This is a genomic window from Acidocella aminolytica 101 = DSM 11237 (genome assembly GCF_900129125.1).
Lineage (GTDB): Bacteria > Pseudomonadota > Alphaproteobacteria > Acetobacterales > Acetobacteraceae > Acidocella > Acidocella aminolytica.
The window spans coordinates 1-25,220 of record NZ_FQVJ01000007.1 but is presented as its reverse complement, the minus strand read 5'-3'; the positions used below and the strand labels follow the sequence as shown (position 1 = coordinate 25,220).

The window sequence follows — 25,220 nt, the reverse complement described above, 5'->3', positions numbered from 1 at the left end:
TCATCGCACCCAGATAAAGAGGCTGACAAAGACCACCAGGCCAATCAGCATGATGAAGGCGTAGAGTGCGATGGAGCCGGTTTGCAGCTTCACCGCCTGAGCCGAGGCGTCCGAGGTCAGGGCCGCGAGGCCCTTGGGTACGCCATCGATCACCTGCTCATCGCCGAAGCGCCAGGCAAATTTCGCGAGCCTGAGGGACGGTCGCACCAACAGCGCGTCGTACATCTCATCGAAATACCATTTATTGAGCAGGAATTTGTACACCGGCGAGAAGCTCTGCGAGAGCCGGCCCGGCAGAGCGGGAACCAGCAGGTAGAACAGAGCCGCTACCAGAATGCCGAAGATGGCCAGCGCAAGCGGAGCGTTTTCAGCCCAGTTGGCGACCTTGTCCATGGTGAACATGGTTGAGTTGGCCGCGACATTAATGGAGTTACCCCAGAAGCTCTGGAACTCACTGCCGATGAAGTATGGCTTCAGCACAAACCCGCTGGCGAACGCGCCAATGCCAAGAACCAGCAGCGGCAGCAGCATCACGAATGGGCTTTCATGCACATGGTCCTGCACATGCTTGGGCGCGCGAGACTTGCCCGTGAAGACCAGGAAGAACAGGCGCGAGGTGTAGAATGCCGTTAACCCCGCACCCAGCGTGCCGCAGACCCAGCCATAGGTTGCGATGGGCGTATGGGCGGAAAACGCCGCATCCAAAATCGCATCCTTGGAGTAATAGCCGGAGAAAGGCGGAATGGCGATCAGCGCCAGGGATCCAATCAGCATCATCGCGCAAGTGAAAGGCAGCTTGCCGGCCAGCCCGCCCATCAGGCGGATGTCCTGCTCATCGGACATGGCATGTATCACAGACCCGGCCGCGAGGAAGAGCAATGCCTTGAAGAGCGCGTGGTTGATGAGATGGAACATCGCCACCGGATAGGCGCCAACCCCCGCCGCCAGGAACATATAGCCAAGCTGCGAGCAGGTGGAGTAGGCGATCACGCGCTTGATGTCGTTCTGTACGCAGCCGATGGTGGCCGCGAAGAACGCCGTGGTACCGCCAACGAAAGTGATGAAGCCCATTGCGGCTGGAGCGGCATTGATGAGCGGCGACATGCGCACGATCATGAATACACCGGCCGCGACCATGGTGGCGGCATGGATGAGGGCGGAGATCGGCGTGGGGCCTTCCATCGCGTCGGCCAGCCAAGTATGCAGCACAATCTGCGCAGATTTACCCATGGCGCCTATGAAGAGCAGGAAGGATATGACCTCCAGCACCGGCATCTGCGTGCCAAACAGCGTGTAATACTGGCCGACATGACTAGAAACGCCCGCGAAGATCACATCGAACTGGATGGAGCCGAAGGTGAAATAAGCCAGCGCGATACCAACGGCAAAGGCAAGATCACCCACGCGGTTGACTATGAAGGCCTTGATGGCGGCATCGTTGGCGGCTTTGCGGTCGTACCAGTAATTGATCAGCAGGTAGGAGACGAGACCCACGCCTTCCCAGCCGAAGAACAGCTGGAGCAGGTTATTCGACGTCACCAGCATCAGCATCGCGAAGGTGAACAACGAGATATAGGACATGAAGCGCTGCGGCGTCTTGTCGTGCGCCATGTACCCCACGGAATAGACGTGGATAAGCATGGAGACAACGCTGACCATTACCAGCATGACCAGGCTGAGCTGGTCCTGACGCAGAGTCCAGCTGGAGGTGAAAGTCCCCACCTGCACCCAATGCGCGATATGCAAGGCCGGCTGCACCCCGCCACGATAGGCCATGATGGCCGACGCAGCGGAGATCAGCATAAACACAATCGTCGACCAGACGGAAACCAGCTTGCCCAGGAGGGGCCGCGCGACACCCGAGAGAATGGCGCCCACAAGCGGCGCTAAAACGGCAATCAAGGTGAACATGTTCAGCCCTTCATCAGCGTCACGTCCTCGACCTCGATCGAGCCGCGATTACGGAAGTAGATGACCAGGATAGCAAGACCGATCGCTGATTCAGCCGCTGCGACGGTCAGCACGAACATGGTGAAGACCTGGCCCACCATATCGTGCAGGGCCCCGGAGAACGCGACAAAATTGAGGTTGGCCGCGAGCAGGATCAGCTCGATCGACATCATGATGACGATGATATTCTTGCGGTTCATGAAGATGCCGAAGATGCCTATAACCAACAGCATCGCGGACACCACAAGATAATGCGACAGCGGGATGAGCATTACAGCGTCTCCTTTTGCGTCTGCTTGGGGGGCAAGGAAGCGCCCTCGCCCAGCTTGGCCGGAACCATCGCCAGGGTTTGTTCCGGCGTACGAGCGTGCTGTGCCGCGAGGTTCTGATGCAGGGAGCGTTGACGGTCACGATGGGTGAGCACAATGGCGCCGATCATCGCCACCAGCAGCACCATGCCCGAGAGCTGGAACAGCGGCAGGTAGGATGTGTAGATCAGGCTGCCCAGCGCCACACTGCTGGTGAGATGCTCCGGGGTGGGAAACATTCTATCCGCCGAACCGGCAGGGGCGATGGCCCAGTTCCCGGCGATGAACACCAGTTCGATGAACATGATGAGCGCCACCAGCGCGCCCACCGGCGCATAACGCTGGAAGCCTTCATTCAGCTTCACGAAATCTACATCCAGCATCATCACCACGAACAGGAAGATGACGGCGACGGCGCCGACATAAACAATGGCGAGAATGAAGGCGAGGAACTCCGCGCCGGTGAGCAGGAACAGCACCGCCGCATTCACGAAACCGAGAATGAGGAACAGCACCGCATGCACGGGGTTACGACTGGTCACCACCATCACCGCTGAGGCCAGCAGGATGAAGGAGAAGAGATAGAAAGCGAGATTTGCGATCATGTTTGCGGGCCCTTACCGGTACGGTGCGTCCAGCTCGAGCCGCTTGGCCAATTCCGGCTCCCACCGGTCGCCGTTATCCAAGAGCTTGGCTTTGTTATACATCAGCTCCTCGCGGGTTTCGGCAGCGAACTCGAAGTTCGGGCCTTCCACGATGGCATCCACAGGGCAGGCTTCCTCGCACAGCGCGCAATAGATGCATTTGGTCATGTCGATATCGTAGCGCGTGGTGCGCCGTGACCCATCCTCACGCGGCTCGGCCTCGATGGTGATGGCCTGAGCCGGGCACACTGCCTCGCACAACTTGCAAGCAATGCAGCGTTCCTCACCGTTGGGGTAACGGCGCAGCGCGTGCTCACCCTTGAAGCGGGCGGAGGTGGGGTTCTTCTCGAACGGGTAATTAATTGTCGCCTTGGGCCGGAAGAAATAGCGCAAGGTAATGCCCAGGCCGCAGATAATTTCCCACAGCACGAGGCTCCATGTCCAACGGAGGACCTTGTTCATAATTCTGCTCCCTTACGCAACCGGCAGCAAACCGAAATATTCCACCACGCCCGCAACCAAGACGAGATAGACCAGAGAGATCGGCAGGAAAACTTTCCAGCCTAGCGCCATCAGCTGATCGTACCGCAGGCGCGGCAGTGTGGCGCGCACCCAGATGAATACGAACAAGCAGAGGAACACTTTAAGGATAAACCACAGCACGCCCGACGGCAGGAACGGCACCGGCGAGAGCCAGCCGCCCAGGAACAGCGTGGTGGTCATGCCGCTGATCAGGATCATGTTGGCATATTCGCCTAGGAAGAAGAGGCCAAAGGCCATCGAGCTATACTCAACGAAGAAGCCCGCCACGATTTCCGATTCACCTTCCGCCAAGTCGAACGGCGCGCGGTTAGTTTCCGCGAGACCTGAGATGAAGAAGATGATGAAAAGCGGGAAAAGCGGCACCGCGAACCAGAGATGCTTCTGCGCCAGCACGATGCTGTTGAGGTTCTGGCTGCCCGCCAAAATCAGCACCGTGACCATCACGAAGCCCATGGAGACTTCGTAAGAGACCATCTGCGCGGCGGAGCGCAACGCGCCAAGGAAGGCATATTTAGAATTGGACGCCCAACCCGCGATGATGATGCCATAAACGCCCAACGAGGACACCGCGAACAGATACAGCACGCCGACATTAATGTCCGCGATGCCCCAGCCGTTATTCACTGGCATCACCGCCCAGGCGATGATGGCGAGGCCAAAGGTGAGCATCGGCGCCAGGATGAACAGGAACTTATCCGCCCCGGTGGGGATGATGGTTTCCTTGGTCAGCATCTTCAGCGCGTCGGCAAAAGGCTGCATGAGGCCGAACGGCCCAACCACATTGGGGCCTTTACGGGATTGAATGGCGCCCATCACCTTACGTTCAAAATAGGTGAGATAGGCGACGCCAATCAGCAAAGGCACAAGCAGCGCCAAGGTTTTGAGAAGCGTGAGAATCACGATTCCGGTATTGGTATCCCAGAACGGGCTCATTCCGCGGCCTCCGCGAGGGCAGGATTATGGGCGGCAACACAGGCGGCCATGGTCGGGCTGGAACGACTAATCACGTCCGTCTGATAGTAGTTCGGCAACAGCGGGGCGAACGCGTCGCTGCTCAGGGGACCGGCGGTGGCGGGGCCCGCTTGGTCGTTGCCAGCGAAACGGTGGAACTCCTCAGCAAACACCGGATAAGCAGCCTTCAGATGCGCACGGAGCTGCTCCAGCGTATCGTAAGGCAGCGCATGACCGATATAAGCGGAGATGGCACGCAGAATGCGCCAATCCTCACGTGCATCACCCGGCGGCTTCACCGCAATATAAGCCTGCTGCACACGGCCTTCGGTATTTACGTACAGACCGTCTTTTTCCGTGTAGGCAGCCCCCGGCAGGATGATATCCGCGCGGGCGGCACCGGCATCACCATGATGGCCCTGGTAAACAACAAAGGTCTGGGCCGGGATGTTACGCACCGCAGCGTCATCCACGCCGAGCAGCCAGAGCAGGTCCGCGCCGCCTGAGAGCATCGCCTTCGCGTCCATTGACCCTTCACCCGGCAGGAAGCCGAGATCCAGCCCGCCAACACGGGCGGCGGCGTGATGCAGCACGTTGAAGCCATGCCATTCGGGGGTGAGCATGTTGAATTGAGTGGCCAGCTTCCAGGCGGCGGTGTGAATAGCCGCGCCATCCGGACGTTCCAGCGCCCCGGCGCCGAGAATGAGCATCGGCTTCTGCGCTGATTTCAGCACTTCAGCGAATGGATGCGTGCCATCCAGAATCGCCTGGAGCGCATCCGCCCCCTCCCCGACATGGTCGTATTTGTAGGTGAGGTCCACCGGCTGGCCGATCACCCCAGCCTTGAAGCCGCCCGCCAGCCAGCGCTTGCGGATACGGGCATTCAGCACAGGCGCCTCGTGACGCGGGTTGGAGCCGATGATCAGCAGCGCATCCGCTTCTTCAATGCCCGCGATAGTGGTGTTGAAGAGGTAGAACGCGCGCTTGGAGGCATCGAAAGCTGCGCCGTTGATACGGCAATCAATATTCTTGCTACCCATGGCGGCGAAGAATTCCTTGAGCGCCAGCATGGATTCGACATCCACGAGGTCACCAGCCAGCGCGCCCATTTTGGCCGGGGCGGTTGCCTTTGCCTTATTGGCGATGGCGGCGAAGGCTTCTTCCCAACTGGCCGGGCGCAGCTTGCCATTTTCGCGGATCCAGGGACGGTCCAGACGGCGGCGCTTCAGGCCATCGACAGAGAAACGGGATTTATCGCCCAGCCATTCCTCGTTCACCTCGTCATTGATGCGCGGCAGGATACGCAGAACCTCGGCGCCACGGGCATCGATGCGGATATTGGACCCTACGGCGTCCAGCACGTCGATGCTGTCGGTCTTGCGCAGCTCCCAGGGGCGCGCGGTGAAGGCGTAAGGCTTGGAGGTCAGCGCGCCGACCGGGCAAAGATCAATGATATTGCCCGAAAGCTCAGAGGTCAGAGCCTTTTCGACATAAGTGCTAATCTTGGTACTCTCGCCCCGGAAGGTACCGCCAATTTCCGCAGTGCCCGCAACCTCGGTGGTGAAGCGCACGCAACGGGTGCAATGGATGCAGCGCGTCATGGTGGTGCGCACCAGCGGGCCCCAGTCAGGTTGCGCGACGCTGCGCTTGTCGTCCTCATAACGCGAAGTATCGCGGCCATAGGCCACGGCCTCGTCCTGCAGGTCACACTCACCGCCCTGGTCGCAGATCGGGCAATCCAGCGGATGATTGATGAGCAGGAACTCCATCACGCCACGGCGGCCCTTGCGGACCATCTCGCTATCCGTGTGGACCACCATGCCATCCGCCACCGGCTGTCCGCAGGAAGCCACGGGTTTCGGCGGCATCTTCTCGATCTCGACAAGGCACATGCGACAGTTGCCCGCGATGGATAGGCGCTCATGGTAGCAGAAGCGGGGAATTTCGATGCCCGCCGCCTCGCATGCCTGAATTACGGTCGAGCCGTTCGGGACCTCAACCTCAATGCCATCAATGGTGAGTTTTGCCATGACTTACTCCGCCGCCTGCGCCTGAACGGGCGGTTGATAATCAATTGCCCTCGCCTCCACCTCCGGCCGGAAGGCGCGCATCATGCCTTGGATCGGCCAGGAGGAGGCTTCACCGAACGCACAGATCGTGTGCCCCGCCACCTGGGTGGTCACTTGCTCCAGCAGATGAATATCCGCGAGGCTGGCCTTGTTTTGCACGATACGATCCATCTGGCGCATCATCCAGCCCGTGCCTTCACGGCAAGGGGTGCACTGGCCGCAGCTCTCATGCTTGAAGAACTTTGAAAGTCGCCAGATCGCCTTCACCACGTCCACGGATTTATCCATGACGATAATGGCGCCGGAGCCCATCATGCTCTTGACCGCGCCCAAACTGTCGAAATCCATCAACTGCGTGTCGGCCATCGCCTTGTTCAGAACCGGAGAGGACGCGCCGCCGGGGATGATGGCCTGGAGATTGTCCCAGCCGCCACGCACGCCTCCCGCATGTTTCTCGATTAGTTCCTTCAGCGGGATACCGAGTTCTTCCTCGACATTGCAGGGATTATTCACATGGCCGGAGATGCAGAATATCTTGGTGCCCGCGTTCTTGGGACGGCCAAGCCCCGCGAACCACGCGCCGCCACGACGCATGATGGTCGGCACGCCCGCGATGGTTTCCACGTTGTTCACCGTGGTCGGGCAGCCATACAGACCCATTGCTGCCGGGAAAGGCGGCTTCATGCGCGGCATGCCTTTTTTGCCTTCAAGGCTTTCCAACATTGCGGACTCTTCGCCGCAAATATAAGCGCCCGCACCGCGCTGTAGGATCAGGTCAAAATCCCACCCCGAACCCGCCGCATTCTTGCCGAGAAGTCCTGCTTCATAAGCTTCATCGATGGCCGACTGGAGGCGCTGTGCTTCGTTATAATATTCGCCGCGAATATAGATGAACGACTTATTCGCTCCCATCGCGAACGAGGCGATCAATGCACCTTCAATGAGCTTATGCGGCTCATTGCGGATGATGTCGCGGTCCTTACAGGTGCCGGGCTCGGACTCGTCGGCGTTGATGACCAGATAATGAGGTCGCCCGTCGCTCTGCTTGGGCATGAAAGACCATTTGAGGCCGGTGGGGAAGCCAGCGCCTCCCCGCCCGCGCATACCGGAGGCCTTCATTTCCTCAATCAGCGCGTCCCGCCCCTTGGCGATGATCGCGGCGGTGTTGTCCCAATCCCCGCGCGCACGGGCGCCAGCCAGCCGCCAATCCTGCTGACCGTAGAGATTTTGATAGATGCGGTCTGAATCGTTCAGCATCGGCTCATTCCCCGGCAGGTGGGTTGGAAAGCAGCGAGGTCTGGGCAGGCACCGGCGCGGAGGATTTGCGTCCGCCCAGCGAGCCCGCGGGCGGCAACGGCTTGCCCGCCTTCAGGTCCGCGATCAGCGCCTCGGTGCGCTCCGCATTCATGTCCTCGAAATAATCGTCATTCACTTGCAGGATCGGCGCGTTCACGCAGGCGCCGAGGCATTCCACCTCTTTCAGCGTGAACAGACCATCCTCGCTGGTCTCACCGAACTTCTTGATGCCAGTGGCTTTTTTGCAGGCGGCGACGATGTCATCCGAACCACGCAGCCAGCAGGGCGTGGTGGTGCAGAGCTGGAGATGGAACTTACCCACCGGCTCCAGATTGAACATCGTGTAGAAGGTCGCTACCTCGTAAACGCGGATTGGCGCCACGTCGAGAATCTCGGCCACCTTGTCCATGGCCACGCGGGGCAACCAGGCGGAGCCGGTTTGCGCCCCCATCTGCCGCTGGGCCAGGTCCAGCAGGGATTTCACCGCGCTCATCTGGCGGCCTTCGGGATATTTCTTGATCGCTTTTTCCACCAACTTCATGTTGGCTTCGGTAAAAGCGAAGCTGGTCGGTTCTGCGTGTGTGCTGCTCACCGGTCGATCTCACCAAAAACAATATCGAGCGATCCGAGAATCGCCACCATGTCGGCCAGCATGTGGCCCTTGCAGAGTTTTTCCGTCGCCTGCAAATGCGCGAAGCCGGTTGCCCGTATCTTGCAGCGATAAGGACGGTTGGTGCCGTCCGATTGCAGATACACGGCAAACTCGCCCTTCGGCGCTTCCACGGCCGTATAGGTTGCCCCTGCGGGAACGTGGTAGCCTTCGGTATAAAGCTTGAAGTGATGAATCAAAGCTTCCATCGAGTGCTTCATCTCGGCGCGGGTTGGCGGGGTGATTTTGCGGTCCTGCACCTTGATCGGGCCGGGCTTCATCTTCGCCAACGCCTGCTTCACGATCTTCACGCTCTCGCGCATCTCGGCCATACGGACGAGATAGCGGTCGTATGAATCGCCATGCTTGCCGACGGGAACATCGAATTCCACTTCGGCATATTTATCGTAAGGCTGGGCGCGGCGCAGATCCCATGCCACGCCGGAGCCGCGCAGAGACGGGCCGGAGAAACCCCAGGCCAGCGCATCCTCAGCGGAAATCACACCAATATCAACGAGTCGCTGCTTGAAGATGCGGTTGCCGTTGAGGAGGTTTTCCATCTCATCGAGGAATTTCGGATATTCCTCGGCCCAGGCCGCGATATCCTGCTCCAGCCCGGCGGGGAGATCTTTCGCCACACCACCCGGACGGAAATAATTGGAGTGGAACCGCGCGCCAGATGCCCGCTCATAAAATTCGAGGAGCTTTTCACGCTCCTCGTACATCCAGAGGCTCGGCGAAATCGCGCCGCAATCCAGCGCGAAATGGCCCACATTAAGAAGATGGTTCAGCACGCGGGTGAGTTCGGCGAACATCACGCGAATCCACTGAGCACGCTCCGGCGCTTCCACGCCCAGCAGCTTCTCGGTGGCGAGCGCGAAAGCGTGTTCGCAGCCCATCGGAGAGACATAATCCAGACGGTCGAAATACGGCACCGCCTGCATGTAGCTCTTATATTCGATCAGCTTTTCGGTACCGCGATGCAAAAGCCCGATATGCGGGTCGCAACGCTCGATCACCTCGCCTTCCATTTCCAGAATCAGACGCAGCACACCATGCGCGGACGGATGCTGCGGACCGAAATTGATGGTGTGGCTATCGACCTCGAAGGTCTTTTTGGTGGTCGGTACGGTCTCGCTCATGACCGGCTCCTGTTCACTTTCTCATCGCCGGGCAGCAGGGTCATCCCCTCCCAAGGCGAAAGGAAATCGAAATTCCGGAATTCCTGTGTTAGTTTAACTTTGTCGTAAACGACGGTTTTCCTGTCCTCGTCATAATGGACCTCGACATAACCGGTGAGCGGGAAGTCCTTACGCAGAGGATGCCCCTCGAACCCGTAATCGCTGAGGATACGACGATGATCTCCCAGCCCCGTGAAGCTGATGCCGAACAAATCCCATACTTCGCGCTCCCACCAGACCGCGCAAGGCCAGATATCGCTGGCCGACTCGACCGGGGTAGCGTCGTCCGTGTTCAGCAGCACGCGCACACGCTGGTTCCGGGTCACGGAAAGCAGGTTGTAAACCAGCTCAAAGCGCGGCGAACGTTCAGGATAGTCAACGCCGCAAATATCCATGACCTGCTGAAACGCGAACTCGTCACGCAGCGTTTTCAGCAAAGCGTGAGCCCTGGCGCGTTCGGCCCGCAGCACAACTTCATCAAGCTGCCGGTTGGCCTCGGTCACGCCCGGCAGCGCCTTCAGCGCCTCCAACACCTCATCAACGGGTGCCGCCGGAATTTCTTCCTGGATTTCGGTTTCGTCAGCCACGCAGCACCGTCCCCGTCCGCCGGATCTTCTTCTGCAATTGCATGATACCGTACACCAAAGCTTCCGCAGTGGGCGGGCAGCCGGGCACATACACATCCACCGGCACAATGCGGTCGCAACCGCGCACGACGGAGTAGGAATAATGGTAATAGCCGCCGCCATTGGCACAGCTGCCCATGGAAATCACCCAGCGGGGCTCGGGCATCTGGTCATAAACCGTGCGCAAGGCCGGAGCCATTTTATTGGTCAGTGTCCCAGCGACAATCATCACATCCGACTGGCGGGGCGAAGAGCGCGGGATAATGCCGAACCTGTCCAGGTCATACCGCGGCATGTAAGCGTGGATCATTTCCACCGCGCAGCAGGCCAGACCAAAAGTCATCGGCCAGAGACTGCCGGTACGGGCCCAGTTCACTACCTTATCGATATTGGCGACGATAAACCCTTTGCCGGCCAGTTCGCCGGTAATACCCTTGATCACCGCATCCTGTTCCGCGCCGGGCGGCAGATGCTGATTATTCCAGGCGATGTCAGCGCTGTTTGCGGCTGCGGTCATGCCTTTACTCCCAATCCAAAGCGCCTTTGTTCCACTCGTATATAAAACCGACAGTGAGCACCGCCAGGAAGCCCATCATCGACCAGAAGCCAACCAGGCCAATCCGCCCCAGAGACACCGCCCACGGGAACAGAAACGCCACCTCGACATCAAAGATAACGAAAAGAATGGCTACCAGGTAAAAGCGCACGTCGAATCGGCGGCGGGTATCACCAAACGCCTCAAAACCGCATTCGTAAGCCGAAAGCTTCTCGGCATAGGGTTTTTGCTTACCGGCCAGCAAGGAGCCAGCGATGAAAGCGACACCCAATATAGCGGCCAGGGCGACAAATATGAGAATTGGGAAGTACTGCGCCAGGTTCAGCTGCACTTGCTCATCTCCTTGATCGCGCAAGGGCAACCGGCACGGCCGCCCCACATGGAATAATTACCGCCCCTGTCGCACCGCAACAGGTTCGGGTCAAGCCCACGGCAAAACGGGCAGCCATGCTGCTTCAAAGCACTGCGGAGACTACCCTCCGTGCCGCAGCCAAACCTATTTGTTTTTCAGGGAAAAAGGAATGGCGCGAGTGACGGGGCTCGAACCCGCGACCTCCGGCGTGACAGGCCGGCGCTCTAACCAACTGAGCTACACCCGCGTAAGGTGGTGCGCGATTTACTTTGCATTCAGATCAGCGTCAAGCGCAGGACGCTAACTTTACTGAATAATCTGTGGATAGTTTGGTGGGCGGTGACGGGTTCGAACCGCCGGCCCTCTCGGTGTAAACGAGACGCTCTACCGCTGAGCTAACCGCCCACAAGACAACGAAAAAACAAAAAGGAAATGGACGGAGACCGCCCATTTCCGAGCCTAGATAGTCTTAGTTCACAGCGTCTTTCAAGGTCTTGCCAGCCTTGAAACGCACGGAAGTGGACGCCGGGATGTCGATCTCCTCGCCCGTACGGGGGTTGCGCCCCTTGGAAGCCTCGCGCTCGGTGGTGGCGAAGGTGCCAAACCCAACCAAGCGGACCTCTTCCTTCTTCTTCAGCGTCTTCTCGATCGCGCCGAACACGGCGTCCACCACCTCGGCGGCCTTGGCCTTGGAGAGGTCAGTGTCTTCCGCCACGGCGGCGATCAGATCATTTTTGTTCACGGGCAAAACTCCCTGTAGTCGGGTTGAATGTGACAGGCTTGTCCGCAAACCTAGCGGGCAGACCACAAAAAAGGTGGCGCGCGGTCATAGCCAAACTGCGCGCCACCCGTCAAACGCCTGCCCCGCTTAGTGCGGCAACAAGGCTGTAACGCCGCCTTCCGGTGCTTTAGGCAGCTCTTCAGGCGAGTCGTCCCACTGGATTGGCTCCGGCGCGCGAACCAGCGCCTTGCTGATCACCTCATCCACATGGCTGACTGGGAGAATGGTCAAACCCTTCTTCACATTCTCAGGGATTTCAACGAGATCCTTCTCATTATCCTTGGGAATGAAGACCGTGGTGATGCCCGCGCGCAACGCCGCCAGCAGCTTCTCTTTCAAACCGCCAATCGGCAGCACCCGCCCGCGCAAGGTAATTTCGCCGGTCATGGCGATATCCCTGCGAATCGGGATGCCGGTGATGGCAGAGACAATGGAGGTGGCCATGGCGATACCAGCTGACGGGCCATCCTTCGGAGTCGCACCTTCAGGGACGTGGACATGTATATCCCGCTTGTCGAAGAAAGGCGGCTTGATGCCGAACTGCGTGGCGCGCGAACGAATGTAAGAATAAGCCGCCGCCACGCTTTCCTGCATGACATCACCAAGCTTGCCGGTCTGCTTGATCACGCCCTTGCCGGGCAGCAGCACCGACTCGATGGTTAGGATTTCACCGCCAACCTCGGTCCAGGCCAGACCGGTGACCACCCCCACCATGTCCTCCGCCTCAGCCTCACCGTAGCGGAATCTCGGCACACCCGCGAATTTCTGTAGGTTCTTCTTGGTGATGGCAACCTTCTTGGCCTTGGCGGTGACAATCTCCTTCACCGCCTTACGGGCCAGCGTCGCGATCTCACGTTCCAGATTACGCACGCCAGCCTCGCGGGTGTAGGTCCGCACCAACTCCAGCAGCGCCTCGTCGGAGACGGACCATTCGTCCTTCTTCAGCCCGTGCGCCTCGGTCTGCTTAGGAAGCAGATGGCGCTTGGCGATCTCCACCTTCTCATCCTCGGTGTAGCCAGGGATGCGGATGATCTCCATTCGGTCCAACAGCGGCTGGGGCATACGCAGACTATTGGCGGTGGTGACGAACATTACATCCGAGAGGTCGTAATCCACCTCCAGGTAATGATCCGCGAAGGTAGAATTCTGCTCGGGGTCCAGCACCTCCAGCAAGGCGGAGGCAGGGTCACCGCGCCAATCCGCGCCCAGCTTGTCGATCTCATCCAGCAGGAAGAGCGGGTTGGAGGTTTTGGCCTTCTTCATACCCTGAACGATTTTGCCGGGCATGGAGCCGATATACGTCCGACGGTGGCCGCGAATCTCGGCTTCATCCCGCACGCCACCCAGGGACATGCGCACAAAATGCCGTCCCGTCGCCTTGGCGATGGACTTACCCAGCGACGTCTTACCCACACCAGGCGGACCAACGAGGCAGAGAATCGGCCCCTTCACCTTCGGGCTACGCGCCTGCACCGCCAGATATTCGACGATGCGCTCCTTGATCTTCTCCAGGCCAAAATGGTCGGTATCGAGGATTTTTTCCGCCTCAACCACGTCATTCTTGACCTTGCTGCGCTTCTTCCAGGGGATGCCGACGATCCAGTCCAGATAATTCCGCACAACCGTGGCTTCGGCGCTCATCGGGCTCATGGAGCGCAGCTTCTTCAGCTCCGCCATAGCCTTCTCGCGCGCTTCCTTGGAAAGTTTGGTGGCCTTGATCTTTTCTTCCAGCTCGGCGGTTTCGTCCTTACCGTCCTCGCCTTCGCCCAACTCCTTTTGGATCGCCTTTAACTGCTCGTTTAGGTAATATTCGCGCTGGGTCTTCTCCATCTGCCGCTTCACGCGGTTGCGGATCTTCTTTTCGACCTGCAGCACGCCGATCTCAGCTTCCATGTGGTTGAACACGCGCTCCAGCCGCTCGGCTGTGCTGTCCAGCTCCAGAAGCTCCTGACGCTCAGAAATTTTCAGGCCCAAATGGCTGGCTACCGTATCCGCCAGCTTCGAGGGGCTTTCAATCTGGTTAACGGAAACCAGCACTTCCGGCGCGATTTTCTTGTTGAGCTTAATATACTGCTCAAACTGTGCGACCACCGTGCGGCCCAGCGCTTCGACTTCCTTCGATTCGTCGTCGCGGTCCTCGATGGATTCGGCCTCGACCTCGAAAAAATCCTCCGAGGTTTTGAAATCCGTGATTTTCGCCCGGCGCAGCCCTTCCACCAGCACTTTCACCGTGCCGTCCGGCAGCTTCAAAAGCTGCAAAATCGTGGACACGGTGCCAACGCGGTAGATGTCGTCAGCAGCGGGGTCATCCTGGGCCGCGTTTTTCTGCGCCACCAGCAGAATCTGCTTGTCCTCTTTCATCACGCTTTCCAGCGCGCGGACGGATTTCTCGCGCCCTACGAAAAGCGGCACGATCATATGCGGAAACACCACGATATCGCGCAGCGGCAGTACCGCAAGAGTCTCTGTAGGCGATCCGGGTTTCGTAACGTCTGACATAATTTAAATTCCTCAGGTCTCCCGGCTGCCCTTTAGAGGCACAGCGCGAGGTGCCGTTTTATACGGCCACAAACGACATATCGGCAGGCAGGGCAGGCCCTGCAAGCCCCCATGAGCGGAGGCTTGCAGACGGAGCGTCAGGAAACGTTTTCCGAACGCTTCTCAGCATAGAGGTAAAGCGGGTCGGCTCGGCCTTCGGCCACCTCGCCAGAGATCACCACCTCGGACACGCCTTCCAACCCAGGCAGGTCGAACATGGTGGCGAGCAAAATGCCCTCCATAATTGACCGCAGGCCGCGCGCGCCGGTTTTGCGCTTGATGGCGCGGTTGGCGACCACTTTCAGCGCATCTTCGGTGAAGGTTAGCTTCACCCCCTCCATCTCGAACAGTCGGCCATATTGCTTGACCAGCGCGTTCTTGGGCTGGGTGAGAATCTCAATCAGCGCGGCCTCGTCCAGGTCTTCCAGCGTGGCGACCACCGGCAAACGGCCGATAAATTCAGGGATCAGCCCGAATTTCAGCAGATCTTCCGGCTCCACCTCGCGCAGGATGGCGCCCATGCGGCGTTCATCCTGAGAGCGCACATCAGCCCCGAAGCCAATGCCCGAGCCCTTACCGCGGCCGGAGATAATCTTCTCCAGCCCCGCGAAGGCACCGCCGCAGATGAACAGAATGTTGGTGGTATCCACCTGCAGGAATTCCTGCTGCGGGTGCTTGCGCCCACCCTGCGGCGGCACGGCGGCCACGGTGCCTTCCATGATCTTCAGCAGGGCCTGCTGCACGCCTTCACCCGAAACATCCCGCGTGATGGAGGGATTGTCCGACTTGCGGGAAATCTTATCCACCTCGTCGATATAGACGATTCCACGCTGGGCGCGTTCGACATTATAGTCGGCGGCCTGGAGAAGCTTAAGGATGATATTTTCCACATCCTCCCCCACATACCCGGCTTCGGTCAGGGTGGTGGCGTCCGCCATGGTGAAGGGCACGTCCAGAATCCGTGCCAACGTCTGCGCCAGCAGCGTCTTGCCCGAGCCGGTGGGCCCGATCAACATGATGTTGGACTTCGCGATCTCGATATCGTTGCTCTTGGTCGCGTGCGCCAAGCGCTTGTAATGGTTATGCACCGCCACCGAGAGCACGCGCTTGGCATGGCCCTGGCCGATGACATAATCATCCAGCACCTTGCATATCTCGCGTGGCGTGGGCACCCCATCCCGCGTTTTCACGAGGTGCGTCTTGTGCTCCTCGCGGATAATATCCATGCACAGCTCGACGCATTCATCGCAAATGAACACGGTCGGGCCGGCAATGAGCTTCCGCACCTCATGCTGCGATTTGCCGCAGAAGGAGCAGTAAAGCGTATTCTTTGTGTCGCCCGATTTACTGGTCATAGTCACTCCACAACCCGCGTCTTATCAAAAAAGACTAATCCCCTGTGCCAGAGGGCACAAGCACCGGTCATTTTTCAAAATAATACAGGGTTTTCAGCCCCATAGATCAAAAACCGGACCGGAAAAGGTCTTTTTAATACCGCGGAACGTCAAAAAACTGAAAAATCCGGCCATCCCGTTGCAAGGAGGCCGGATTTTCCGAAACCGCCGAAAAACTGAACGTCAGGATCAGCTTCCGCTGGTTTCGGGCTTCGGCGCGTCACCCTTCACGGCGCTCGCTTCGGCCTGATACCTCACCACCTCGTCCACGATGCCGAAATCTTTGGCTTCATCAGCAGACATATAGGTATCGCGCTCGAGCTTCGCCTCAATTGCTTCAAGGGGCTGGCCCGTATGATCCACATAGATCTGGTTGAGCTTGCTGCGCAGCTTCAGGATCTCGCGGGCCTGGATCTCGATATCCGTAGCCTGCCCCTGGGCACCGCCGGAGGGCTGATGCACCATCACGCGCGCGTTCGGCAGGGCAAAGCGCTTGCCCTTGGCCCCGGCGCACAGCAGCAGCGAGCCCATGGACGCCGCCTGCCCCAAGCACACGGTGGACACCGGCGAGCGGATATACTGCATCGTGTCGTAGATCGCGAGGCCGGACGACACCACACCGCCAGGGCTGTTGATGTAGAAGGAGATTTCCTTGTTTGGATTCTCGCTCTCGAGGAACAGCAACTGCGCGCAAAGCAGGGAGGACACCACATCATTCACCTGACCGGTGAGGAAGATGATGCGTTCCTTCAGAAGCCGGGAATAGATGTCGTAGGAGCGCTCCCCGCGCGCCGTCTGCTCCACGACCATGGGCACGAGGTTGTTATTATAGACCTCGACAGGATCCCGATCCCACATGTATTTTCAATCCTTTATCTCATATAACCGCCGCACCCGCCTTGCCGCCCGCCAGCAGCGGCCAGGCGGCGGACAAAACGCGGCGTCATGTGTTTAGGTTAGAGCATCTTTCCGCTTCGTCTAGGGGCGCCCCCAGAAAGCTGAAGCCCTGCCTCCCATCGGAGACAAGGCTTCGGCCCAAACTTCAGATATTTCGAGGCGCCCTTTTTTCTCAAAGGGCGGCTATTTCTTACGCTTCCGGGTCTTTGGCCAGCTCTTCGGCGGAAACCTCAACCTCGTCCTGCTTCACGCTGCCGAGCAAATGGTCGATCACCTTGTCCTCGAAGATCGGGCCGCGGAAACGCTCCATCTGCTGCGGGTTCTTGCGGAAGAATTCCACAACCTGCATGGCCTGAGGCCCATAGCGCATCGCCTCGTTGAACATGGCGCGCTGCAGTTCCTGGTCGGTCACCTGCACGTCGTTGGCGCGGCCGATTTCGGCAACCAGCAGCCCCAGGCGCACGCGGCGGTCAGCGATGGCCTTGTACTCAGCCTTCAGCGTCTCTTCATCCTTGCCCGCATCTTCGGGGTCCTGCTCACCAGCTTCCTTTTCAGCCTGGACCTGGCCCCAGATCGCATCGAACTCGGCATCCACCAAGGAGACCGGCGCCTCGAACTGCGCCTTGTCAGCCAGCACGTCCAGCAGGGCGCGCTTCAGCTTGGAGCGGGTCATCCCGGCATATTCGTTGCCGATCTGTTCCTTCACGCGCTCTTTCAGTTGCTCCAGCCCTTCCAGACCGACCGCCTTGCCCAGCTCGTCATCGATCGCCGGAACCTCGGCCACCGCCAACTCCTTGGCGGTGATCTCGAACTCGGCGGTCTTGCCGGCCAGATCCTTCGCGCCGTAATCCTCGGGGAAGGTCACGGTAATGATCTTGGTCTCACCGACCTTCATGCCCTCAACCTGCTCGGTGAAGCCGGGGATGAAGCCTGGACCGGCCACAACCAGCGCCACGTCCTCAGCCGTGCCGCCCTCGAAGGCCACGCCGTCGATCTTGCCGACGAAATCCACCTTCAGCTGCTCACCGGCGGCGGCGGGGCGCTCTTCCTCAACCTTGGCGAAGCTCTTGCGCTGCTCGGCGATGTTCTTCAGTGCCTCGTCCAGCTTCTCATCGCTTACAGCAGCGACGGGCTTGGAGAGGGACACATCGGCCAGGTCCGGGATGGTGACCTCGGGGAGGATTTCCATCTCGACAGTGAATTCCAGGTCGGATTCGGTACCCGGCTTCACGATCTCTAGCTTCGGCTGCATGGCCGGGCGCAGATTACGCTCGGAAAGCAGCTGGGAGTGTGCCTCGTTCACCGCGCCCTCGACGATCTCGGCCGCCACGGCCTCGCCATAGCGCTTGCGCACGATGTTCATGGGCACCTTGCCCGGGCGGAAGCCCGGCATCTGGATGGTTTTGCTAAGCTCGGCCAAACGCTTCTCACGCTTGGCGGCCAGCTCGGGTTCGGGAACCACGACCGTGAAGCCGCGCTTCAAGCCGTCGGAGAGCGTCTCTGTGACCTGCATGGACAAACTAACCTCAATATAATCAAAACCTTAGTCCCATTTGGTGCGGGCGGAGGGACTTGAACCCCCACGGCTTTCGCCACCAGAACCTAAATCTGGCGTGTCTACCAATTTCACCACGCCCGCCTCTGGGCCTATAACTTAAGCCGCGGCGCATAGCGCGTGTTGCGCTCTTTCACAAGCTTGCCTCTCGTCTATTGCCGGAAAAGCGACTAATTCCTGCGCATGGACAGGCACAGAGCACCCGTTTCTCACCAGAAACCTCAGCCCCGGCGCTGGCGGCGCTATATTTTTCTGGCCATTCTGGTCATTATCATGGTGCCCGTGGTGGGGCTTGGCGTGTTTATCGCCCAGTTCAACCCCAACGCCTATGCACCGCAGATTATTGCCGCCGTCCAAAAGGCCACGGGCCGCACGCTCACCATTGGCGGGCCGATCCGGCTGAAAATCTCCCTCACCCCCACCTTGGCCGCCACCAATCTCAGCCTGTCCAACCCCTCGGGCTTCGCCGACCCGCGCTTGCTGACGCTGGATGAAGTGCAGGCGCAGATCGCGCTACTGCCGCTGCTGCGCCATGAGCTGGATATTCTGGATCTCAAGCTGGTCGGACCGAAGCTGTATCTGGAACGCAACGTTAACGGGCAGGCGGACTGGAAGCTCAACACCGCACGGCCGCAAACCGGCACCGCCATACCCACCCCCGCCAGCGACGCGGGTGGCTATCAGATTGCGCTCGAATCCGTATCGCTGGAGAACGGGCAGATCATCATACGCCCCCATGACGGCGGGCAACCGTATATCATTCAGCTTACGCGGCTGGCCGGGCGCGCCGCCTCCATCAGCGCGCCGCTGCATCTCTCCGGCAGCGCGACGCTGGGCAATGCGCCATTGAGCCTGGCGGGCGTGGTCGGCCCCGTGGCTGGGCTGACCGGCGCCAGCACCGGCCCGTGGCCGGTTGATCTGGCCTTCAAGTTCGCCGATGCCACCGCCAAGCTGCAAGGCCAGGTGAAAAGCCCGCAAAATGCCCGCGGGTACGACCTGACCCTCACCACCAACATCCCGGCGCTGGAAAAGCTGGGCGCGGCCCTGCCCGCGGACTGGCTGGGCGGGCTGAAACTGCCTGCCTTGCACGACTTGACCGCCACGGCCACGCTTAAGGACCAAGGCACCGCGCTGCCCGCGATCAGCAATGTCGTGCTTAAGGCCGGGGCGTCTGATCTTTCCAGCCTACGGGCCGGGCTGACCCTGGCGTCGGCAGAGTTGAATCTGCCCAGCCTCGCCAAATCCGGCACATTTAGCGCTAAGGGCGCGCTGGGGACATCGCCTTTTGTGATCCAGGCCGATTTCACCGCGCCCAGCGCCTTCGTTCCGCCCGCGCTGCTGCCCGCCCAGAACCCGCCCGCCGCGAGCTTCTCTGAAAGTCTCAACGCGAGCCTGGGCAATGCCAGCCTGAGCCTGACCGGCGGCATCGCTACCCCGCGCCGCCTGACCGGCGCCGCGCTGGGGCTGACGCTGAACATCCCTGACCTTTCCAGCCTGTCCGCCGCTGCCGGCGCCAAGCTGCCAGCCTGGAAGAATATCCTGGTCAAAACCACCTTGATTGATCCTGGCGGGCAAGGGCTGGACCATGCCATCGGGTTCAACAGCCTCACCGCCAACATGGACAATGCGAGCCTGGGCGGCGATGCGCGGGTCAATCTCGGCGCCACCCCCGACGTGGAAGCGAATCTGAACATCGCCAAGGCCAATCTGGATGCGCTGCTGGCCGCCCTGCCCGCGCCGCAACCATCCGCCGCCGCGCCAGCGCCCGCCGCGTCCCAGCCTGCCCAGGCCGTACCCAATATCGCCCTACCACTCCCCCTGCTGCGCCAGGCCAATGCAGATATTGAGCTGAGCGCCAACAACCTGATTTACAACAAGGCCACCTATACCGGCGTGCAGGCCCATCTGGTGCTCAAAGACGGGGTGCTGACCCTCAACCCGTTCACCGGCCAGTCGCCAGGAGGCACCATCTCGGCCTCAGGCAGCATCGATGCCAGCGTGGCCCCCGCCACCGAGACGCTGAAGCTCAACGCCCCGGCCTTGGCGCTGCACCCCATGTTGGAAGCCTTTGGCCTGCCCGGCGCGGCCAAAGGCACCGCGCAGCTGCGGCTGAATGCCACCGCGCACGGCAATGCCCTTCCCGCCATTCTGGGCTCCGTGACCGGCCAGTTTGGCCTCGCCAGCGTCAATGGGGTGGTGGATGGCGCAGCGCTTGGCAAGCTGTTCGGCAGCGCGCTGCAATCGGCGGGGCTACCCGCCAATCTCGTCGGCTCGCAGGGGCCGGTGACGGTGCGCTGCTTGGCCCTGCGGTTGGATACCAATAACGGCTCCGGCGTGGTGAAAGCCCTGGCCCTGGATTCCAGCCGCCTGCTGATGGTGGGCGGCGGCACCCTGAACTTTGCCGACGAAACGCTCGGGCTGGTGCTGAAGCCCCGCCTACGCGTGGGCGGCAGCAACATCACCGTGCCGGTCTCCGTCACCGGCACCTTCCTGGCGCCGCATTATGGCGTGGCCCCGGAAGCCGCCGTGGCCGCCGCGTCGCAGGCCGCCGTGGGGCTGGGCGGCAGCTCGCTGCAACAGGCGCTGGGCAGCAATTCGCTGCTGGATAAGGTGGCGGGCGCGCTGACAGGGAGCAACAGCACGCAAGGTGATGTCTGCCCCGCCGCGCTCAATCTGGCCCGCATGGGTCAATCCGGCCCCGCCCCTGCACCGGCCGCCAGCACCAGCAGTACCGGCACCTCAACTTCCGGGAGCAGCAGCCAGCCCGCCAGCGGCCCCCGCGATCTGTTGAAAGCACTTCTTGGGCAATGAAACGATTTTGGTCGAACGCAACCCCGGTTGAGACGGGTGGCCTTTACGGCGTTCTGCTGGACAGCCGCGCGGTGAAACTACCCAGCGGCGCGGAAATGACCGTGCCGTACAAGAAGCTGGCCGCGGCCATCGCCCAGGAATGGGCAGTGGCGAAAGCCGAGTTCTCGCCGAACGACCTGCCATTGACCCAGCTTGTCTGCACCGCACAGGAGCGCGTGGCCCCGCACCGGGCAGAGATCATCGCGCAACTCGCCGCTTATGGGTTGAACGACCTGCTCTGCTACCGGGCGGACAGCCCGCCTACCCTGGTTGCCCGCCAGCATGAGGAATGGGACCCCTGGCTGCGCTGGCTGGATTCCGCCCATGGCATCGGCCTCATCACCACCAACGGGCTGATGCCGGTGAATCAGCTCCCCTGGACGGCGGGCAAGCTCGATTCGCTGCTCGCCGCCCGCAGCGATTATGAGCTGGCGGCGCTGGGGGTGCTGATTCCGGTACTGGGCAGTTTCGTGCTGGGCCTGGCCACCGCCGAGGGCCTGCTGCTGCCCGAAACCGCCTGCGCCGCCGCCTCGCTGGATGAGCTCTGGCAGACCGAGCAATGGGGCGAGGACGAGGAGGACTCCCTCAAGCGCGGCAAAATCCTCGCGGAGGTTGAGGACGCTATCCGCTTTCTGCGGCTGGTTGCCCCGTGATCGCGCGCCACCTTGTCATCCATGGCCGGGTGCAGGGTGTTGGCTACCGGGACTGGCTGGCCCAAACCGCCCGCGCGCGTGGCCTCACTGGCTGGGTCCGTAACCTTACGGATGGCACGGTGGAAGCCGTGCTCGCCGGACCCGAGGCCGCGCTGCAAAGCTGCCTCACTGCCTGCCAGGACGGTCCGCCTCTGGCCCGTGTGTCTAGAATCGAAAATACCCCTGCCCTTTCCCGAGCCTGACAGATTTCGAAAAAAAGCCGACAGCCGCCTGCTAAGCCACTCCGAATCGACTCGCCACCCGCGCGCCTTGTGTTTATAATCTTAAACGCACCGCGAGGCGGTGATTGATTCACGCGATGGAGATGCGACCAGGATGAGCACGAATAGCGAAATGATGGCGCGCCGCATGGCGGCTGTGCCGCGCGGCGTGGGCAACGCCCATGCGGTATTCGCCGCAAAAGCGGAGAATTCCGAACTGTGGGATATCGAAGGCAAACGCTATATCGATTTCGCGGGCGGCATCGCGGTGCTGAACACCGGCCACCGCCACCCGAAGGTGATGGCCGCCGTGCAGAAGCAGATGGACGCCTTCACCCATACTTGCTTCCAGGTGGCGCCCTATGACAGCTATATCGAGCTGGCCGAGAAGCTGAACGCACTGGCACCGATCGAAGGCCCGGCCAAGACCATCTTCTTCACCACTGGCGCCGAGGCGTTGGAAAACGCCATTAAGATTGCCCGCGCCCATACTGGTCGTCCCGGCGTGATCACCTTCGCCGGCGGTTATCATGGCCGCACCATGCTCACCATGGCGATGACCGGTAAGGTGCTGCCTTACAAGAAGAAATTCGCGCCGATGCCGGCGGAAATCTACCATGTGCCCTTCCCGCACGAGCAGTTCGCCGTGACGGTGGAAGACTCCCTGAAATATCTCGAAATGCTGTTCCGCGCGGACATTGAGCCCTCGCGCGTTGCCGCCATCACCATCGAGCCCGTGCAGGGCGAAGGCGGCTTCCTGCCGGCCCCAGAGGAACTGCTGGTGGGGCTGCGCAAGATCTGCGACCAGCACGGCATTCTCCTGGTGGTGGACGAGGTGCAGACCGGCTTTGCCCGCACCGGCAAGATGTTTGCCATCGAGCATAGCGCGATCAAGCCGGACATCATGACCGTTGCGAAGTCTCTGGCGGGCGGGTTCCCGCTCTCCGGCGTAATCGGCAAGGCCGAGATCATGGACGCCGCCGAGCCGGGCGGCCTCGGCGGCACCTATGCCGGGTCGCCGCTGGCCTGCGCCGCCGCGCTGGCGGTGCTGGACGTAATCAAGGAAGAAAAGCTGGTTGAGCGCGCCAATGTGATCGGCACCAAGATGAAGGCGCGGCTGGAAGCCATCTCCCAGCGCAACGATACCCACCCGATCTCCGGCATCCGTGGCCCGGGCGCCATGATCGCCTTTGACGTGGTGAAATCTACCGGCGAGCCAGACCCGGACACCACCAAGAAGATTTTGGCCACGGCGAAGGATAAAGGGCTGATCCTGCTCTCCTGCGGCGTGTTCGGCAATGCCATCCGCCTGCTGATGCCGCTCACCATCTCCGATGAGCTGCTAGATGAAGGGCTGGATATCCTCGAAGCCTCCCTCGCCACCGCGTAACAGCGCGTTGGTCCTGGAAAGCCGCCTTTTCACAAAGGCGGCTTTTTTTGCGTCAGCTCTGTGCGGCGATGTGAGCCACAAACCGTGCCCCAGCGGCCACCAGATCCGCTGCGACGGCGTCGCCCAGCGCGGCGCTGCCCTCGGCCCAGGCGGCCTCTATGGCAGGTTTGGCAACGGCATTGAATTCCAGCGGCGCCTCCACCGTCAGCCCTTCAAAATCCAGCGCGCCGAAATCCTTGACGGTGAGCCCCAGCATGTCACCACCCTCAACAGGCGCCGTGCCAGCCTGCACACAATCCGTCCGCAGTGCCATGTTCAACGATAAAAGAGGCTCAGCCCCATGGCCAAATCGCGCCCCTGCGCCGGTCCGGCGTTCCATGAGCTGCCGGGCGATTTTCCAAAGATAAAAAGACGGGATCACTACGTTTTGGCGGCGCCTGATCTCCAGCGTTACCTCATGCACCACCGGCACGTTGCCGCCATGGGCGTTGAGAATCACAATCCGGTCCAGCCCGTGACGTAGCAACCCATCCAGCAGATCCGTTAGTACTCGGCGGAAACTCTCCGGCGCCAAAGCCAGCCCGCCAGGGCTGGAGCCGAAATAATCCGCGACGCCAAACGGCAAGGCGGGCGCCACCAGGCAAGGCGTTCCGGTCGCCCGCGCGCATTCAGCGATTCGCGCGGCCAATAGATCCGCCAAAAAAAAATCCCCCATCGGCTGATGCGGGCCATGATCCTCATGGCTGCCCAGCGGTAACAAAATCACCGGGCGGCGAGTCAGCAGGGCGGCGAAGTCCGGCGCGGTGAGGTCCTGCAACCGGACGGGAAAAATATCTTGCGTCATGCGCCTACTCTGCCCGGCTCGCTGGACAGTTTCCAGGCACGCGGTTTAACTCAGCCCCACTAAATATGGGGGTATGATGCCAGACCAGGCTGCGGTGGAAAGAATTGTTCCCGTTATCTTGTGCGGCGGTTCGGGCACCAGGCTCTGGCCAGTTTCACGCAAGAGCTTCCCGAAACAATTCTGGCCGCTGATCTCCAACGCCTCGATGCTGGCTGAAACCGCCCTTCGCGCAGCCGGGCCGGGCTTTACGGCGCCGATTGTCATCGCCAATCAGGAGCATCGCTTTGTTGTCGCGGAACAGCTGCGTGATGCGGGGCTACAAGAGCCGCAGATTTTACTGGAACCAGTGGGGCGCAATTCAGCCCCCGCCATCGCCGCCGCTGCTTTGCTGGCGGCCGAGGCAAACCCACATGCCGTGCTGTGGATCATGGCTGCGGACGCCGCAATTCAGGACCTGCCCGCATTGCACAAGGCGCTGGGCGCCGCGGCCCAGGCTGCGCAGGCAGGGCATATCGTGATGTTCGGCATGCAGCCCACGGCGCCGGAAACCGGCTATGGCTATATTTCCCAGGGGGCGCCCCTGGACGCTCTGTCCGGCGTCTACCGGCTGGACCGCTTCATTGAAAAACCTGACACCACCCGCGCGGGCGCAATGCTGGAGGAAGGCGGTTATCTCTGGAATTCCGGCATGTTCGTTTTCCGCGCGGATGTGATTCTGGAGGAGATGCAGACCCTGGCGCCGGACGTGCTGGCCGCGGTGCGCGCCGCAATGGCCGCGCGCAAGACCGACCTCGACTTCATCCGGCTGGACGCGCCTGCCTTCAGCGCCGCGCCGGATATCTCGATCGACTACGCCATCGCCGAGAAAACCCAAAAGGCCGCCGTGGTGCCCGCCGCGCTTGGCTGGTCAGATGTCGGCTCCTGGTCCGCCCT

General features: G+C 60.7%; 23 protein-coding genes and 3 tRNA genes. 5 read left to right on the top strand and 21 right to left on the bottom strand.

Annotated elements, in window-relative coordinates; translation table 11 throughout:
• The 20 genes from nuoL to BUB54_RS05310 all read right to left on the bottom strand — a co-directional run bounded on the left by nuoL (position 1) and on the right by BUB54_RS05310 (position 18,374).
• On the bottom strand, positions 1-1,911 hold the full coding sequence (gene nuoL, locus BUB54_RS05405) for an NADH-quinone oxidoreductase subunit L (protein WP_048878157.1): 1,911 nt from the start codon (positions 1,909-1,911) through the stop codon (positions 1-3).
• A gap of 2 nt (positions 1,912-1,913) precedes the next feature.
• Positions 1,914-2,222, bottom strand: coding sequence for an NADH-quinone oxidoreductase subunit NuoK (nuoK, locus tag BUB54_RS05400; protein ID WP_008494402.1), 309 nt, complete (start codon positions 2,220-2,222; stop codon positions 1,914-1,916).
• The gene (locus BUB54_RS05395) at positions 2,222-2,863 is read right to left on the bottom strand and encodes an NADH-quinone oxidoreductase subunit J (protein ID WP_048878158.1); all 642 of its coding nucleotides are present in this window, start codon (positions 2,861-2,863) and stop codon (positions 2,222-2,224) included. Before BUB54_RS05395 ends, nuoK begins: the two co-directional genes overlap by 1 nt.
• A gap of 12 nt (positions 2,864-2,875) precedes the next feature.
• Positions 2,876-3,364, bottom strand: a complete 489-nt coding sequence (gene nuoI, locus BUB54_RS05390) for an NADH-quinone oxidoreductase subunit NuoI (protein ID WP_048878159.1) — start codon at positions 3,362-3,364, stop codon at positions 2,876-2,878.
• A 12-nt stretch (positions 3,365-3,376) separates the two neighbouring features.
• The gene (gene nuoH / locus BUB54_RS05385) at positions 3,377-4,378 is read right to left on the bottom strand and encodes an NADH-quinone oxidoreductase subunit NuoH (protein WP_048878160.1); all 1,002 of its coding nucleotides are present in this window, start codon (positions 4,376-4,378) and stop codon (positions 3,377-3,379) included.
• Positions 4,375-6,426, bottom strand: a complete 2,052-nt coding sequence (nuoG, locus tag BUB54_RS05380; RefSeq protein WP_048878161.1) for an NADH-quinone oxidoreductase subunit NuoG — start codon at positions 6,424-6,426, stop codon at positions 4,375-4,377. Before nuoG ends, nuoH begins: the two co-directional genes overlap by 4 nt.
• Before the next feature lie 3 nt (positions 6,427-6,429).
• A complete protein-coding gene (nuoF, locus tag BUB54_RS05375) occupies positions 6,430-7,722 on the bottom strand; it encodes an NADH-quinone oxidoreductase subunit NuoF (protein WP_048878162.1) in 1,293 nt (430 codons plus the stop codon).
• Positions 7,723-7,726: 4 nt separating this feature from the next.
• The gene (gene nuoE, locus BUB54_RS05370) at positions 7,727-8,353 is read right to left on the bottom strand and encodes an NADH-quinone oxidoreductase subunit NuoE (RefSeq protein ID WP_048878163.1); all 627 of its coding nucleotides are present in this window, start codon (positions 8,351-8,353) and stop codon (positions 7,727-7,729) included.
• Positions 8,350-9,552, bottom strand: coding sequence for an NADH-quinone oxidoreductase subunit D (locus BUB54_RS05365; RefSeq protein WP_048878164.1), 1,203 nt, complete (start codon positions 9,550-9,552; stop codon positions 8,350-8,352). The genes nuoE and BUB54_RS05365 overlap by 4 nt, the downstream gene beginning before the upstream one ends.
• Positions 9,549-10,178 carry an NADH-quinone oxidoreductase subunit C gene (locus tag BUB54_RS05360; RefSeq protein ID WP_052948321.1) on the bottom strand — a complete coding sequence of 210 codons (630 nt, stop codon included), beginning with the start codon at positions 10,176-10,178 and terminating at the stop codon, positions 9,549-9,551. Before BUB54_RS05360 ends, BUB54_RS05365 begins: the two co-directional genes overlap by 4 nt.
• Positions 10,171-10,734, bottom strand: a complete 564-nt coding sequence (locus tag BUB54_RS05355; protein WP_048878165.1) for a NuoB/complex I 20 kDa subunit family protein — start codon at positions 10,732-10,734, stop codon at positions 10,171-10,173. Before BUB54_RS05355 ends, BUB54_RS05360 begins: the two co-directional genes overlap by 8 nt.
• Positions 10,735-10,738: 4 nt before the next feature.
• A complete protein-coding gene (locus BUB54_RS05350) occupies positions 10,739-11,104 on the bottom strand; it encodes an NADH-quinone oxidoreductase subunit A (RefSeq protein ID WP_082075608.1) in 366 nt (121 codons plus the stop codon).
• 191 nt (positions 11,105-11,295) lie between these two features.
• Positions 11,296-11,372 (bottom strand) — tRNA-Asp (locus BUB54_RS05345).
• Between the two features lie 83 nt (positions 11,373-11,455).
• Positions 11,456-11,530, bottom strand: a tRNA-Val gene (locus BUB54_RS05340).
• A 64-nt stretch (positions 11,531-11,594) separates the two neighbouring features.
• Positions 11,595-11,873, bottom strand: coding sequence for an HU family DNA-binding protein (locus BUB54_RS05335; protein WP_048878166.1), 279 nt, complete (start codon positions 11,871-11,873; stop codon positions 11,595-11,597).
• Positions 11,874-11,993: 120 nt separating this feature from the next.
• Complete coding sequence (gene lon, locus BUB54_RS05330; protein WP_048878167.1) at positions 11,994-14,405, bottom strand: endopeptidase La; 2,412 nt, start codon at positions 14,403-14,405, stop codon at positions 11,994-11,996.
• Positions 14,406-14,542: 137 nt separating this feature from the next.
• Positions 14,543-15,799, bottom strand: coding sequence for an ATP-dependent Clp protease ATP-binding subunit ClpX (gene clpX, locus BUB54_RS05325; RefSeq protein ID WP_048878168.1), 1,257 nt, complete (start codon positions 15,797-15,799; stop codon positions 14,543-14,545).
• A 228-nt stretch (positions 15,800-16,027) separates the two neighbouring features.
• Positions 16,028-16,696, bottom strand: coding sequence for an ATP-dependent Clp endopeptidase proteolytic subunit ClpP (gene clpP, locus BUB54_RS05320; RefSeq protein WP_048878169.1), 669 nt, complete (start codon positions 16,694-16,696; stop codon positions 16,028-16,030).
• A 229-nt stretch (positions 16,697-16,925) separates the two neighbouring features.
• Positions 16,926-18,248: a trigger factor gene (gene tig, locus BUB54_RS05315; protein ID WP_048878170.1), complete on the bottom strand. Its 1,323-nt coding sequence runs from the start codon at positions 18,246-18,248 to the stop codon at positions 16,926-16,928.
• 41 nt (positions 18,249-18,289) lie between these two features.
• Positions 18,290-18,374, bottom strand: a tRNA-Leu gene (locus BUB54_RS05310).
• Positions 18,375-18,473: 99 nt separating this feature from the next.
• On the opposite strand from BUB54_RS05310, the gene BUB54_RS05305 reads away from it, so the two are divergent.
• The 4 genes from BUB54_RS05305 (at position 18,474) to gabT (ending at position 23,443) form a co-directional block, all read left to right on the top strand.
• Positions 18,474-21,101, top strand: a complete 2,628-nt coding sequence (locus BUB54_RS05305) for an AsmA family protein (RefSeq protein ID WP_048878171.1) — start codon at positions 18,474-18,476, stop codon at positions 21,099-21,101.
• Positions 21,098-21,793, top strand: a complete 696-nt coding sequence (locus BUB54_RS05300) for an ATP12 family chaperone protein (RefSeq protein WP_048878172.1) — start codon at positions 21,098-21,100, stop codon at positions 21,791-21,793. The genes BUB54_RS05305 and BUB54_RS05300 overlap by 4 nt, the downstream gene beginning before the upstream one ends.
• Entirely contained in the window at positions 21,790-22,035 is a 246-nt protein-coding gene (locus tag BUB54_RS05295) for an acylphosphatase (RefSeq protein WP_048878173.1), read from the top strand. The genes BUB54_RS05300 and BUB54_RS05295 overlap by 4 nt, the downstream gene beginning before the upstream one ends.
• 133 nt (positions 22,036-22,168) lie before the next feature.
• On the top strand, positions 22,169-23,443 hold the full coding sequence (gabT, locus tag BUB54_RS05290; protein ID WP_048878174.1) for a 4-aminobutyrate--2-oxoglutarate transaminase: 1,275 nt from the start codon (positions 22,169-22,171) through the stop codon (positions 23,441-23,443).
• A gap of 52 nt (positions 23,444-23,495) precedes the next feature.
• On the opposite strand, the gene BUB54_RS05285 is transcribed toward gabT, so the two are convergent.
• The gene (locus tag BUB54_RS05285) at positions 23,496-24,287 is read right to left on the bottom strand and encodes a creatininase family protein (protein WP_048878175.1); all 792 of its coding nucleotides are present in this window, start codon (positions 24,285-24,287) and stop codon (positions 23,496-23,498) included.
• A 76-nt stretch (positions 24,288-24,363) separates the two neighbouring features.
• Between BUB54_RS05285 and BUB54_RS05280 the strand changes: the two genes are divergently transcribed.
• The coding region (locus tag BUB54_RS05280) for a mannose-1-phosphate guanylyltransferase/mannose-6-phosphate isomerase (RefSeq protein WP_073211343.1) at positions 24,364-25,220 on the top strand (857 nt) is incomplete at its 3' end.